The sequence below is a fragment of the Mycobacterium sp. THU-M104 genome (assembly GCF_049197365.1).
In the GTDB taxonomy this organism is placed as follows: Bacteria; Actinomycetota; Actinomycetes; order Mycobacteriales; family Mycobacteriaceae; genus Mycobacterium.
Genome location: NZ_JBMIOP010000121.1, coordinates 1 through 13022, shown reverse-complemented (window position 1 = coordinate 13022; position 13022 = coordinate 1). Strand labels below are relative to the sequence as shown.

Sequence of the window (13022 nt, the reverse complement as noted above, 5' to 3'; positions counted from 1 at the left end):
GCGCTCACCGCCTTGGGGAGGACCGGCGGGGCGTCACAGCCCGACGGTCACCCTGAACAGCGTGGCGGACTCGCGCGCGACGAGCCGGATCGGGCCGTCGTCGGCGGCCACCCAGGCGGCCATCCCGCGCCGCAACGTGAGTGAGCCGGACTTGCCGTGCACCGTCGTGGACCCCTCGGTGCACAGTAGGACCTGCGGTCCCTCGTGGCTGCACGGCGCGTCGACCTCGTGCCCCAGGTACTCGCCTTCCAGCGCCAGCAGCGCAACCGCGAACTCCTCGGTGGGGGTCTCGTACACCATCCCGAGCCCCTCGCGGCGGACATGCGAGCGCAGGCATTCCTCGGCGGTGGGGCGAAAGTCCAGCACCCGCAGCAGTTCAGGCACGTCGACATGCTTGGGAGTCAGGCCGCCGCGCAGCACGTTGTCGGAGTTGGCCATCACCTCGACGGCGAAACCCCGCAGATAGGTGTGCAGGTTGCCGGCCGGCACGAAGATCGCCTCACCCGGTGCCAGGCTGATGCGGTTCAACAGCAGCGACGCCAGCACCCCGGCGTCGCCCGGATAGCGTTCGCCGAGCTCGAGCACCGTCTTGATCTCCTCCGCGAACTCGGTCGCGCCGGAACTCACGTAGGCGATCGCGCCGTCCAGCACGGCCGCGACCAGCGCGTCGAGGTCGGGCTGGGGCGCAGTGATCCAGGTCGTGAACAGGGCACGCAGGCCGTCGGCGTCGGACTGGTCGTTGAGCAGCTCGATGTAGGGGTCCAGCTCGGCGGTCGCCAGCGCCCGCAGCAGCTCCGCGGTGCGCGCGGCCCGACGGAACCCGGCCAGCGCCTCGAAAGGCTGCAGCGCGACCAACAACTCGGGCTTGTGGGAGGTGTCGCGGTAGTTGCGGACCGGGGAGTTCACCGGGATGCCCAGTCGCTCCTCGCGCAGGTAACCCTCGACCGCCTGCTCGGCACTGGGATGGGCCTGGAGCGACAGCGGCTCGTCGGCCGCCAGCACCTTCACCAAAAACGGCAGCACATCACCGAACCGGGCGCGCGAGCCGGGCCCGAGCTGCCCGTCCGGATCGGCGACCAGCGCGTCCAGCAACGAGACCTCGCCGTCCTCGGTTTCCAGCCAGGCCGGATCGCCGGGGTGCGCGCCGAACCAGAGCTCGGCCTCTGGGTGGGCCGCCGGCACCGTCCGGCCGGTGAACTCGGCGATGGTGGTACGCGACCCCCATGCATACGTCCTCAAAGCCCCGCGTAGCAGTTCCACGTGTGTATCTATCCCCGCACCAGTCGCAGGTAAACCGCGGCCATCTCCAGCCGGACGGCTAATACTGCCAGTTGCTGCCAGTCGCTCCCAGCGCCGGCCGACTTGCGCTCACCACCGGCGGCGCCGCCTGGTGCGGCCTGGGTGCCGGGCGCATCCGGCACGTCCTCGGCGCAGACCAGGTGGACGTCCCCGCCAACGGCGACGCGCGCCGCCACCACCGTGCGTTCGGCGGCCAGGGTGAGCGCGAGCACCCGGAGCCGCTCGGGCAGCGGGCCGTCGATCTGTTCGTCGTGAAAGAGCGCGTCCACCGGGGGGTGGGCGCCACCGAAACGGTCGGAGCCTTGGCCGCTGGGGGCGCGCAGCGCCGTCACAGCGTCGGCGAGCCCGGCGGCGGCGACCACCTCGTGCGCGATCCGCAACAGGATCGAACTGCCGTGTCGCGCCACGGCGAGCGTGGCGGCGCAGTCACCGGCCAACGCGACCCGGTGACCGGATATCCGCGCGGCGATGGTCTTGGCCGGGTTGGTGAACAGGTCGCGACCGGCGCTGTTTCGCAGGGCCTCGGCGTCCAGTTCGTCGGCGAGCCGCCCCAGCTGGATACCGGTTCTGGGGTCCACGGTGCGCAGCGCGGCCAGGCCGGCGGCCAGGTAGCGGCACAGCCCGAACTCGTCGGGAACCCGCAGGCGCGGGGCGAGCACGGCGACCCGCCCGGCGGTGGAATCGCGCAGCGGACCCTCGTACGGTGCCGCCACGGCGACCCGCGCCCCGCGGCGCACCCCGATCGCCGCGGACGTGACCAGCGCCGGGTCGCCGGGATCGTCACCGGCGACGATGAGCACGTCAAGCGGACCGACCCACGGCGGCGCCTCACCGACAACCGCGATCGGGGCGCAGACCTGCCCGCCCAGCGTCGCGGCCAGGATCGCTCCGGCAGTCTCGGCGGTCCCGCGGCCGGCCACCCAGATCACGCTGCGCGGAGGGTGGTCGACGCGCAGCGGGTCCAGCGCGCCCTCCTCGGCAGCGGCGTCGATGGCACGCACCTGCGCGCCGGCCGACGACGCGGCACGCAGCAGGCCGTCCCGGTCGGCGGTCAGCAGACCCTCGGCGTCTTCGAGATCAATCGCCCGGGTCGCGCTCACGGTCCGGCGCCTCCCGGTACCGCCGCGATCACCGCGTCGATCCCCGCGTCGATCCCCGCGTCGATCTCCGCGTCGATCTCCGCCCGGACCTGATCGACGACGGCGGCCACATCCTCGACGCTGCGGGCCTCGACGTTGAGCCGCAGCAGCGGCTCGGTGTTCGAACTGCGCAGGTTGAACCAGCTGCCGTCGCCCAAGTCGACCGTCACCCCGTCGAGGTGATCGAGAGAGTGGATCCGGGGGCCGAACGACTTCAGCACGGCCTCCACGCACCGCGGCGCGTCGGCCACCGTGAAGTTGATTTCGCCGGAGGACTCGTAGCGCCGGTAGTCGGCGGTCAGCTCCGACAGCGGCCGCTCCTGCTCGCCCAGGGCGGTCAGCACGTACAGCGCGGCCAGCATCCCCGAGTCGGCACCCCAGAAGTCGCGGAAGTAGTAGTGGGCCGAGTGCTCGCCGCCGAAGATCGCGCCGGTGTCGGCCATCAGCGCCTTGATGTAGGAGTGGCCGACCCGCGAGCGCAGCGGTGTGCCGCCCCGCTCGGTGACCAGTTCGGGCACCGCGCGCGAGGTGATCACGTTGTGGATGACGGTCGCGCCGATCTCCCGCTTCAGCTCGCGCGCGGCCACCAGGCCGGTCACCGTCGACGGCGCCACCGGCTCGCCGCGCTCGTCGACCACGAAGCAGCGGTCGGCGTCTCCGTCGAACGCCAGCCCGATATCGGCGCCGGTGTCGCGCACATACGCCTGCAGGTCCACCAGGTTGGCGGGGTCGAGTGGGTTGGCCTCGTGATGAGGGAACGAGCCGTCGAGTTCGAAGTACAACGGCAACAACCTGATCGACTCGACCGCCCCGAACACCGCGGGCGCGGTGTGGCCGGCCATCCCGTTGCCGGCGTCCACGGCCACCCGCAGCGGTCGCAGCCCGGAGGTGTTCACCAGGGAACGCAGGTAGGCGCCATAGTCGGCGAGGACGTCGCGATCGGTGACTGAGCCCGGGCTCCCACCATGGGCTGCGACCCCGGCGATCACGTCGGCGCCGATGACGTCCAGCCCGGTGTCGGCGCCGACGGGTTTCGCCCCGGCGCGGCACAGCTTGATGCCGTTGTAGGCCGCGGGGTTGTGGCTGGCGGTGAACATCGCGCCGGGACAGTCCAGCAGCCCCGAGGCGAAGTACAACTGGTCGGTGGATGCCAGACCGATACGGACCACGTCCAGGCCCTGCCCCGTGGCGCCGGCGGCGAACGCCGCCGCCAGCGCCGGTGAGCTCTCCCGCATGTCGTGGCCGATCACCATCTGGTGCGCGCCCTCAGCACGCACCAGCCTGGCGAACGCCGCCCCCAGGTCGGTGACCAGTGGTTCGTCGAGTTCATCACCGACCAGCCCACGCACGTCGTAGGCCTTGACGACACGGTGAACAGTCGCGGCGGACCGAGACATGCCGGGCCTCCTGACGCCATGGATTGCTTCGCCTCTTGGCCGTCAGCCTATAACCCCCCCGGGGATACCGGCTGCCACGGTGCGCGGGCCCCGACGCCACGCGCAGACGCGGCCGGTGCGCCTAGTCGGTGGGATCGGGCAGCACGCGCAGGTGCCCTCGGCGGCGCCCGGACCGGTGCTCGGGAGGGGCCAGCACACCGCCACTGGGCGCGGTGGCGTGGACACCGGCGTGATGGACCTGGGGCTCGGAGAAGCCGCGCTGCGGAACACCGGGCAGGCATGCCTGGCCGGGCCCACCCTCACGCACCGCGTCGGCCAGGGCGACCAGGTCGTCCTCCTCGGGATGGGTGGGCAGCGGGCCGGCGTGGCGCACCAGATCCCACCCGCGGGGAGCGGTGATCCGGCCGGCGTGGCCGACGCACAGATCCCACGAATGCGGCTCCCGCGCGGTGGCGAGTGGACCCACCACGGCCGTGGAATCCGAATAGACGAACGTCAAAGTCGCCACGGCGTAGTGCGGACACCCGGGCCGGCAACAGCGACGGGGAACGTTCACGCCGAAAGGTTATCGTGGACAAACGCCGCCGAAGCGCCGGACACGCGCAACCGTTCGGCCCGCGATGTCCAACCGTTACCATCTGCCCGATGAGTGATTCCCGCGGCGACCCGCGCAGCTTCGGCCGCAACGACCGGTCGAGGAACCGGGCCGGTGCAACCCGGGTCACTCGGCGGGGCCGGGACATGCGCGGGCCGCTGCTGCCGCCGACGGTGCCGGGGTGGCGCAGCCGGGCCGAGCGGTTCGACATGACGGTCCTGGAAACCTACGAGCCCATCGAACGGCGCTGGCAGGACCGGCTGACCGACCTCGACGTCGCCGTCGACGAAATCCCCCGCATCGCGGCCAAGGATCCGCAGAGCGTGCAGTGGCCGCCCGAAGTCGTCGCCGACGGCCCGATCGCACTGGCCCGCTTGATCCCGGCCGGGGTGGACGTCCGCGGCAACGCCACACGGGCACGAATTGTGTTGTTCCGCAAGCCGATCGAGCGACGGGCAAAAGACACCGTCGAACTCACCGAGTTGCTGCACGAGATCCTGGTGGCTCAGGTGGCCGTCTATCTGGACGTCGAGCCCTCGGTCATCGACCCCATGATCGATGACGACTGACCGCGAATTGCGCTGGCCGCGAATTGCACCGCGCTTCAGGTGACGCGGCACTTCAGATGACGCGGCACTTCAGATGACGCCGCGCTTCAGATGACGCCGCGCTTGAGGCGGCGACGCTCCCGTTCGGAGAGACCGCCCCAGATACCGAAACGCTCGTCGTGCGCCAGCGCGTAGTCGAGGCACTCGCTACGCACCTCGCAGCCCAGGCAGATCTTCTTGGCCTCACGGGTGGAGCCCCCCTTCTCGGGGAAGAACGCCTCGGGATCGGTCTGCGCACACAGCGCCCGGTCCTGCCATTGGTCCGGCGTCAGCGGCACCGACTCGGTTTCGAATGCGATCGGCGCATCAGAAACCGGAGCATCAGGAACCACAGTCAGGTGTGGCCGCACGAGAACCGCCGGAGCCGAACCGAACGTGGTGTGCGGTGTGCTTGCCATAACGCCCCGAAGGTGTTCGTAGGACATGCGTTTCCGCCTCCTCAGGCTGATTGACCTTAACGTGATCGATAAGGGTGAAGGTTTCCCACTGTTCTGATGTACAGACTGTTCTGATGTACAGACTGTTCTGATGTACAGAGTGTCCTGATGTACAGACAATTCGAACATTCGAACAAGTGATCGAATCTCGGTCTGCGACACCGGGAACGGCCGGCCAACCGGGAAATGACACTGTTGTGATTAGACACGGGTTGATGTGCCCGGTCAAGCGTTGGACGGCGTTTCAATATCATCTCGTGACGAAATTTCGGCGTTTCTGTTGCCTTGGACCCTCGGCGTGTCGATCACAACTGTCGCAACCGTTTCCGAACTCCGGTTCCCGGAGGCCCTCATGGGCCCGCCACGTGGGCCCATGAGGGCCCGCAACCGTGCCGTGGACGGCCGGTACTGTCGTGCCCTGTGAAGATCAAGTGAAGCTCACCGTTCTGGTCGGCGGGGTCGGCGGCGCTCGCTTTCTGCTGGGGGCCCGGCAGCTGCTGGGGCTGGGCCGTTCCGAGGCACGGGGGGAGTCGGCGGCCGACCACGAACTGACCGCGGTCGTCAACATCGGCGACGACGCCTGGATCCACGGGGTACGCGTGTGCCCGGATCTGGACACTTGCATGTACACCTTAGGCGATGGTGTGGACCCGGAGCGTGGGTGGGGTCACCGCGACGAAACCTGGCACGCCAAAGAGGAATTGGCACGGTACGGCGTGCAGCCGGACTGGTTCATGCTGGGCGACCGCGACCTGGGCACCCATTTGGTGCGCACCCAGATGCTGGGCGCCGGCTACCCGCTGACGCAGATCACCACGGCGCTGTGCGACCGCTGGCAACCGGGCGCTCGGCTGCTGCCGGCCAGCAACGAGCGGTGCGAGACTCACGTCGTGATCACCGACCCGGCCGACGAGAGCCGGCGCGCAATCCACTTCCAGGAGTGGTGGGTGCGCTACCGGGCCCAGGTGCCCACGCACAGCTTCGCGTTCGTCGGCGCCGAAAAGGCCAGCGCCACAGATGAAGCCGTGGCGGCCATCACCGAAGCCGACGTCATCCTGCTGGCTCCGTCCAACCCCGTGGTCAGCGTCGGCGCCATCCTGGCGGTCCCCGGCATCCGGGGTGCGCTGCGCGCCGCCACCGCCCCGGTCGTCGGCTACTCGCCGATCATCGGCGGAAAGCCGCTGCGCGGCATGGCCGATACCTGCCTGTCCGTGCTCGGGGTCGAATCCACCGCGGAGGCCGTCGGCCGCCACTACGGGGCGCGTTCGGGCACCGGGATCCTGGATGGCTGGCTGGTGCACGAGGGTGACGTGGCCGACTTCAAGGCCGACATCGAGGGCGTGACGGTGCGTTCGGCTCCGCTGTTGATGACCGACCCGCAGGCCACGGCCGACATGGTCGCCGCCGGGCTCGACCTCGCGGGCGTGAGCACGTGACCGGCCCGGGCTCGACCTCGCCCCGGTCCGGCGAGCACGGCGCCGCGGCGGCGGTCGAGATCCTTCCGGTGACCGGGCTCCCCGAGTTCCGGCCCGGCGACGACCTCACCGCGGCCGTCGCCACGGCCGCACCCTGGCTGCGCGATGGCGACGTCGTGGTGGTGACCAGCAAGGCGGTGTCCAAGTGTGAGGGTCGGCTGGTGGCGGCACCGCAGGACGCCGAGGAGCGGGACCGACTGCGGCGCCGGCTGGTCAACGACGAAGCGGTGCGCGTGCTGGCGCGCAAGGGCCGCACCCTGATCACCGAGAGCCGGCTGGGTCTGGTCCAGGCCGCCGCAGGCGTGGACGGATCCAACGTCGGCCGCAACGAGCTGGCGCTGCTGCCCATCGACCCCGACGCCAGCGCGGCGGCCCTGCGCGCGGGGCTGCGGCGGGGCCTGGGCGTCGATGTCGCGGTGGTCATCACCGACACGATGGGGCGGGCCTGGCGCAACGGCCAGACCGACGCGGCGATCGGCGCCGCCGGCCTGGCCGTGCTGCACAACTATTCGGGGGCAGTCGACCGGCACGGCAACGAGCTGGTGGTCACTGAGATCGCGGTCGCCGACGAGATAGCAGCCGCCGCCGACCTGGTCAAAGGCAAACTGACTGCGATGCCGGTGGCCGTCGTGCGCGGCCTGCACGTCACCGACGACGGCTCGACAGCCCGGCGGCTGCTGCGGCCGGGCACCGAAGACCTGTTCTGGCTCGGTACCGCCGAGGCCCTCGACATGGGCCGCCGGCAGGCCCAGCTGGTGCGCCGGTCGGTGCGCCGATTCGACGGTCAGGCGGTGCCGCCCGACCTCGTCGAGTCCGCCGTCGCCGAGGCCCTCACCGCGCCCACCCCCCACCACACGCGGCCGGTGCGGTTCGTGTGGCTGTGCGCCCCGGCTATCCGGCTGCGGCTGCTGGACCGGATGAAGGACCGCTGGCGCACCGACCTCGCCCGTGACGGCAGGACCGCCGACGCCATAGAGCGTCGGGTGGCGCGCGGCCAGATCCTCTACGACGCACCGGAAGTCGTCATCCCGTTCCTGGTTCCCGACGGCGCCCACACCTATCCCGACGCCGCCCGCACCGACGCCGAGCACACCATGTTCACGGTCGCGGCCGGGGCGGCCGTGCAGGCTCTGCTGGTGGCGCTGGCGGTGCGGGGCCTGGGCAGCTGCTGGATCGGCTCCACGATCTTCGCCCCCGGCCTGGTCCGCACCGAGCTCGACCTGCCCGGCGACTGGGAGCCGCTGGGCGCGGTCGCGATCGGCTACGCCGAGCAGCCTGCCCACCCGCGCGAGCCGGGCCCGGTCGCGGACCTGCTGATCAGGAAATGACCCCGATGACGGGGGTCGCGGACAAGCCGGCGGCGGTCGACGACGTTGGCGGCGGCTACCCCGTGGCGGAAGCGGTGGCGCGGTCGGCGGCCCGCGCGCCGTGGTCGGCGCTGCGCGATCGGCGGAGGAGGCGGGTGTCGAGGTGAGCGTTCGCGACTCGGCGATCTCGGTCCTCGCCGACTGGGCCGCGCCCGACCCGGCCCAGGATTCGCTGCGGCACGCCGTCCTGGCCTTCCTGCACGCGCGCCCCGACGCCTGCCGCCGCGACTGCGAGCCCGGCCACGTGACCGCGTCGGCGCTGGTACTCGACGACACCGGCGGCCGGGTGCTGCTGACACTGCACCACCGACTGCGCCGCTGGGTGCAGATGGGCGGGCACTGCGACGAGGGGGAAGACGGAGACCCCGACGTCGTCGCCGCGGCACTGCGAGAGGCCACCGAGGAATCCGGCATCGCCGGCCTGCGCATCGAGCCGGAGCTGGCCGCCGTGCACGTCCACCCGGTCACCTGCTCGTTGGGTGTGCCGACCCGACACCTCGACCTGCAGTTCGTGGCGCACGCGCCGCCCGGCGCGCAGATCGCCATCAGCGAGGAGTCGCTGGACCTTCGGTGGTTCCCGGCCGGGGAGCTACCCGAGGGCACCGATCACGCGCTGGCCTACTTGGTGGCTCGAGCGCTGGGCCGCCAGGCCGAGACTCACACGTCCGAGGAGTAGCGGATCCCGCCGTCGGGAATGGCCACGCCGGGCCACACTCGGGCACCGCGCAGCAGCTCGCAGCGCGCGCCGATGTCGGCGCCGTCGCCGATCACCCCGTCGCGGATCAGCGCCCGCGGACCGATGCGCACCCCGAAGCCGACGATCGACCGTTCGATCACGCTTCCTGCCTCGACCTTGACGCCGTCGAAGATCACCGCGCCGTCCAGCCGCACCCCCGGGCCGATCTCGGCGCCTCTCCCGACGACCGTGCCGCCGATGAGTACGGCGCCGGGCGACACCGCAGCGCCGTCGTGCACCAACTGCTCGCCGCGGTGGCCGTGCAGCGCCGGCGACGGGGCGATGCCGCGCACCAGATCCGCCGACCCGCGCACGAAGTCCTCCGGAGTGCCCATGTCGCGCCAGTAGGTGGCGTCGACGTAACCGCAGACCTTGAGGTCGTCGTCCAGCAATGCCGGGAACACCTCGCGTTCCACCGACACCTCGCGGCCACGGGGAATACGGTCGATCACCTCACGCCGGAAGACGTAGCAGCCTGCGTTGATCTGGTCGGTAGGTGGGTCCTCCGTCTTCTCCAGGAACGCCGCGACGCGGTCATCCTCGTCGGTAGGCACACACCCGAACGCCCGCGGGTCACCGACCCGCACCAGGTGCAGCGTGACGTCGGCCTGCTTGGTCTGGTGGAACTCGAGCAGCTCGCCCAGGTCGGCGCCGGACAGCACGTCGCCGTTGAACACCATGACGGTGTCGTGGCGCAGCTTCGGCGCGACGTTGGCGATCCCGCCGCCGGTCCCCAGCGGGTTCGGCTCGGCCACGTACTCGATCTGCAGGCCCAGCTTGGACCCGTCGCCGAACTCGGCCTCGAACACCTCGGCCCGGTACGACGTGCCCAGGATCACGTGCTCGATCCCGGCCGCGGCGATCCGCGACAGCAGATGGGTGAGGAAGGGCAGCCCGGCGGTCGGCAGCATCGGCTTGGGCGCCGACAGGGTCAGCGGCCGCAGCCGAGTGCCCTTGCCGCCCACCAGGATCACCGCGTCAACCGAGCGTTGTGCCACTTCTAGCGCCTTTCCAGGTCACGTCTTCTGCGGCGCAGGGAGTTGCGCACCATCAGGCGGGCGCGCACCTCCAGCGACCCGCGCAGCGTCCAGCGCAGCGGCGCCTGCCACCATCCGGGATGCCGGTCGGCCAGGAAGATGTAGGTGCTCTTGTGATGAGCGCTCAGGTGGCTCGCCGGGTCGTGCCCGGTGGAGTGGCCCCGGTGGTGGAGCACCTCGGCCGAGGGCACGTAGACGCTGCACCAGCCGGCCCGGCCCAGGCGGTCCCCGAGGTCGACGTCCTCCATGTACATGAAGTAGCGCTCGTCGAACCCCCCGACCTGACGAAACGCCGACCGGCGCAGCAGCAGACACGACCCCGACAGCCAGCCCACCGGACGCTCGCTGGGCTCGAGCCGGTCCTGGCGGTAGGCCGCCGTCCAGGGGTTGCCCTTCCAGAAGGGTCCCACCACGGCGTGCATCCCGCCGCGGACCAGGCTGGGCAGGTGACGTGCCGACGGGTACACCGACCCGTCGGGATCCCGGATCAGTGGGCCCAGCGCGCCCGCCCGCGGCCACCGGTTGGCGGCGTCGAGCAGTGCGTCGATGCTGCCCGGACCCCACTGCACGTCCGGGTTGGCCACGATCACCCAGTCGTCGGCCGCCCCGTTCTCCCCCAGCCGGTCGACGGCGAGGTTGACCGCGGTGCCGTACCCGAGGTTGGCCCCCGTCTCGATCAGCCGCGCGTTCGGGTAGCGCTCGAGCGCCGCCTGTGGCGTCCCGTCGACCGACCCGTTGTCGGCCAGCAGGACTTCGACGGGACGCTCGGTGGCCAGCGCCAACGACGCCAGGAAACGCTCCAGGTGCGGGCCCGGCGAATAGGTCACCGTGACCACGGGCACGACGTCAGTCACGCGTCGAGGGTAACGGTCGGTCGCCCGCGGCGACGCCGGCCGCCGACAGCGCCACGATCAGCGCCTCGCGCCACGGTCGCAGCGGCCGCAGGCCCGCCGCCCGGGACTGCTCGGCGCCGAGCGCGGAATAGACCGGCCGCGGCGCCGGCCGCGGAAACTGCGCGGTGCTGACCGGGCGCACCCGCGACGGGTCGGCGCCGCACTGCTCGAATACGGCCCGGGCCTGCCCGAACCGGGACACCGCTCCCTCGTTGGCGGCGTGCAGGACCGGGCCGGGCACGCCGTCGTCGGCGATCTGCAGCAGCGCGGCGGCCAGGTCCCCGACGTAGGTCGGCGAGCCGGTCTGGTCGTCGACCACGTCGACGGGACCGTCCCCGGCGGCCAGCCGGCGCATGACGGCGACGAAGTCCTTGCCGGTGCCGCCGGTGTAGACCCAGGAGGTGCGCACGACGACGCCTTGCCGGGCGTCCGGCAGCGCCGCGAGCACCGCGTGTTCGCCGGCGAGTTTGGTGCGGCCGTACACGCCCGCCGCCGCGGTGGGGTCGCCGGGCTCGTAGGGACGGGAGGCCGGGACGCCGGCCCCGCCACCCACGGCCCCGCCACCCACGGCCCCGCCACCCAAGGCCCCACCACCCACGGCCCCGCCACCGAATACGTAGTCGGTGGAGACGTGGATCAGCCGGGCGCCGGCCCGCGCGCAGGCCTTGGCCAGGTGCTCGGGACCGGTGGCGTTGACCGCGTAGGCACGGGCCTGGTCGCTCTCGGCGCCGTCGACGTCGGTGTACGCCGCGCAGTTGAGCACGATGTCGCCGCCGCCGATGAACTCTTCGGCCGCCGCCGGGTCGGTGATGTCCCACTGCGACGACGTGTATGCCCGCATCCGGCGGCCCTGGTCGGCCGCCAACGCCGCGACGGTGCTGCCCAGTTGCCCCCCTGCCCCGCTGATCACAATCCTGCCCGACATGGCACGAGTGTGGCACGCCCCGAAACGCGCGGGTCACGCCCGGGTCACGCCGGGGGCACGCGGGCGCCCGCTACCCGCGAAGCGGCTGTGTCGCAAGTAACCTAGAGGGATGGGAGTGCAACGTGTGGTTCGTGTGGCTGCCACCGCGCTGACGGTCCTGGTCGTTCTCGGCACCGGGATCGCGTGGACCAATGTGCGGTCTTTTCAAGACGGCATCTTCCACATGTCGGCCGCCTCGCTGGGCAACGGCGGCGACGACGGCGCGATCGACATCCTGCTGGTGGGCCTGGACAGCCGCACCGACGCTCACGGCAACCCCCTGTCGGCCGAGGAGCTCGAGACATTGCGGGCCGGCGACGAGGAGGCGACCAACACCGACACCATCATCCTCATCCGGATCCCCAACACCGGGAAGTCGGCGACCGCGATATCGATTCCGCGCGACTCCTACGTCGCCGCCCCGGGCCTGGGCAAGACGAAGATCAACGGCGTCTACGGCCAGACCCGGGAGACCAGGCGTGCCAACCTGGTCCAGGCAGGCGACTCCGCCGAACACGCGGCGACCCAGGGCACCGAGGCCGGCCGGGAGGCGCTGATCAAGACCGTCGCCGACCTCACCGGGGTCACCGTCGACCACTACGCCGAGATCGGACTGCTCGGTTTCGCCTTGATCACCGACGCCCTCGGCGGCGTGGATGTCTGCCTCAACGAGCCCGTCTTCGAGCCGCTCTCGGGCGCAGACTTCCCCGCCGGCCAGCAGCGCCTGTCCGGCCCGGAGGCGCTCAGCTTCGTACGCCAGCGCCACGAGCTGCCGCGCGGCGACCTGGACCGCGTCGTGCGTCAGCAGGCCGTCATGGCGTCGCTCGCACACCGGGTCATCTCCGGCAAGACGCTGTCGAGCCCCACCACGCTGCGGCGCCTGGAGGCCGCCGTCCAGCGCTCGGTGGTGTTGTCCTCGGGCTGGGACGTGATGGACTTCGTGCAGCAGATGCAGAAACTGGCCGGCGGCAATGTCGCGTTCGCCACCATCCCGGTGCTCGACGGCGCCGGCTGGAGCGACGACGGCATGCAGAGCGTGGTGCGGGTGGACCCGCACCAGGTGCAGGACTGGGTC

General features: G+C 71.4%; 14 protein-coding genes. 6 read left to right on the top strand and 8 right to left on the bottom strand.

The window, feature by feature from the left end:
- Nucleotides 1-33 precede the first annotated feature (33 nt).
- From manA to ACOJVU_RS10695, 4 genes are all read right to left on the bottom strand, one after another.
- Nucleotides 34-1260 (bottom strand): mannose-6-phosphate isomerase, class I, encoded by a 1227-nt coding sequence (manA, locus tag ACOJVU_RS10710; protein ID WP_421529761.1) that lies wholly within the window; start codon nt 1258-1260, stop codon nt 34-36.
- Nucleotides 1261-1268: 8 nt separating this feature from the next.
- A complete protein-coding gene (locus ACOJVU_RS10705; RefSeq protein ID WP_421529760.1) occupies nt 1269-2399 on the bottom strand; it encodes a TobH protein in 1131 nt (376 codons plus the stop codon).
- Complete coding sequence (locus tag ACOJVU_RS10700; protein ID WP_421529759.1) at nt 2396-3835, bottom strand: phosphomannomutase/phosphoglucomutase; 1440 nt, start codon at nt 3833-3835, stop codon at nt 2396-2398. Before ACOJVU_RS10700 ends, ACOJVU_RS10705 begins: the two co-directional genes overlap by 4 nt.
- A 121-nt stretch (nt 3836-3956) precedes the next feature.
- Nucleotides 3957-4391 (bottom strand): DUF3499 domain-containing protein, encoded by a 435-nt coding sequence (locus ACOJVU_RS10695; protein WP_421529758.1) that lies wholly within the window; start codon nt 4389-4391, stop codon nt 3957-3959.
- A gap of 185 nt (nt 4392-4576) precedes the next feature.
- Between ACOJVU_RS10695 and ACOJVU_RS10690 the strand changes: the two genes are divergently transcribed.
- A complete protein-coding gene (locus ACOJVU_RS10690; RefSeq protein ID WP_421529763.1) occupies nt 4577-4999 on the top strand; it encodes a metallopeptidase family protein in 423 nt (140 codons plus the stop codon).
- Nucleotides 5000-5085: 86 nt separating this feature from the next.
- Here the strand turns inward: ACOJVU_RS10690 and ACOJVU_RS10685 are convergent, their stop codons facing one another.
- Nucleotides 5086-5436, bottom strand: coding sequence for a WhiB family transcriptional regulator (locus ACOJVU_RS10685; RefSeq protein WP_421529757.1), 351 nt, complete (start codon nt 5434-5436; stop codon nt 5086-5088).
- Between the two features lie 470 nt (nt 5437-5906).
- Between ACOJVU_RS10685 and cofD the strand changes: the two genes are divergently transcribed.
- The 4 genes from cofD to ACOJVU_RS10665 are packed head-to-tail and all read left to right on the top strand — an operon-like array spanning nt 5907 to nt 8993.
- Complete coding sequence (gene cofD, locus ACOJVU_RS10680) at nt 5907-6911, top strand: 2-phospho-L-lactate transferase (RefSeq protein ID WP_421529756.1); 1005 nt, start codon at nt 5907-5909, stop codon at nt 6909-6911.
- Nucleotides 6908-8278: a coenzyme F420-0:L-glutamate ligase gene (locus ACOJVU_RS10675; RefSeq protein WP_421529755.1), complete on the top strand. Its 1371-nt coding sequence runs from the start codon at nt 6908-6910 to the stop codon at nt 8276-8278. Before cofD ends, ACOJVU_RS10675 begins: the two co-directional genes overlap by 4 nt.
- Nucleotides 8279-8283: 5 nt before the next feature.
- Nucleotides 8284-8424, top strand: a complete 141-nt coding sequence (locus tag ACOJVU_RS10670; RefSeq protein ID WP_421529754.1) for a hypothetical protein — start codon at nt 8284-8286, stop codon at nt 8422-8424.
- On the top strand, nt 8421-8993 hold the full coding sequence (locus tag ACOJVU_RS10665) for an NUDIX hydrolase (protein WP_421529753.1): 573 nt from the start codon (nt 8421-8423) through the stop codon (nt 8991-8993). Before ACOJVU_RS10670 ends, ACOJVU_RS10665 begins: the two co-directional genes overlap by 4 nt.
- Here ACOJVU_RS10665 and ACOJVU_RS10660 read toward each other — a convergent pair.
- The 3 genes from ACOJVU_RS10660 to rfbD are packed head-to-tail and all read right to left on the bottom strand — an operon-like array spanning nt 8975 to nt 11908.
- The gene (locus ACOJVU_RS10660) at nt 8975-10051 is read right to left on the bottom strand and encodes a sugar phosphate nucleotidyltransferase (protein ID WP_421529752.1); all 1077 of its coding nucleotides are present in this window, start codon (nt 10049-10051) and stop codon (nt 8975-8977) included. The genes ACOJVU_RS10665 and ACOJVU_RS10660 overlap by 19 nt on opposite strands.
- Before the next feature lie 2 nt (nt 10052-10053).
- The gene (locus ACOJVU_RS10655; RefSeq protein ID WP_421529762.1) at nt 10054-10926 is read right to left on the bottom strand and encodes a glycosyltransferase family 2 protein; all 873 of its coding nucleotides are present in this window, start codon (nt 10924-10926) and stop codon (nt 10054-10056) included.
- Between the two features lie 10 nt (nt 10927-10936).
- A complete protein-coding gene (gene rfbD, locus ACOJVU_RS10650; RefSeq protein ID WP_421529751.1) occupies nt 10937-11908 on the bottom strand; it encodes a dTDP-4-dehydrorhamnose reductase in 972 nt (323 codons plus the stop codon).
- A gap of 109 nt (nt 11909-12017) precedes the next feature.
- Here rfbD and ACOJVU_RS10645 point away from each other — a divergent pair.
- Nucleotides 12018-13022 (top strand): LCP family protein (locus ACOJVU_RS10645; RefSeq protein ID WP_421529750.1); only part of this gene is annotated, 1005 nt, incomplete at its 3' end.

Bases quoted from the DNA above. Each gene is read 5' to 3' on its own strand.
- ACOJVU_RS10700 (WP_421529759.1), bottom strand. From the start codon at position 3,835: ATGTCTCGGTCCGCCGCGACTGTTCACCGTGTCGTCAAGGCCTACGAC.
- ACOJVU_RS10690 (WP_421529763.1), top strand. From the start codon at position 4,577: ATGCGCGGGCCGCTGCTGCCGCCGACGGTGCCGGGGTGGCGCAGCCGG.
- ACOJVU_RS10685 (WP_421529757.1), bottom strand. From the start codon at position 5,436: ATGGCAAGCACACCGCACACCACGTTCGGTTCGGCTCCGGCGGTTCTC.
- ACOJVU_RS10670 (WP_421529754.1), top strand. From the start codon at position 8,284: ATGACGGGGGTCGCGGACAAGCCGGCGGCGGTCGACGACGTTGGCGGC.
- rfbD (WP_421529751.1), bottom strand. From the start codon at position 11,908: ATGTCGGGCAGGATTGTGATCAGCGGGGCAGGGGGGCAACTGGGCAGC.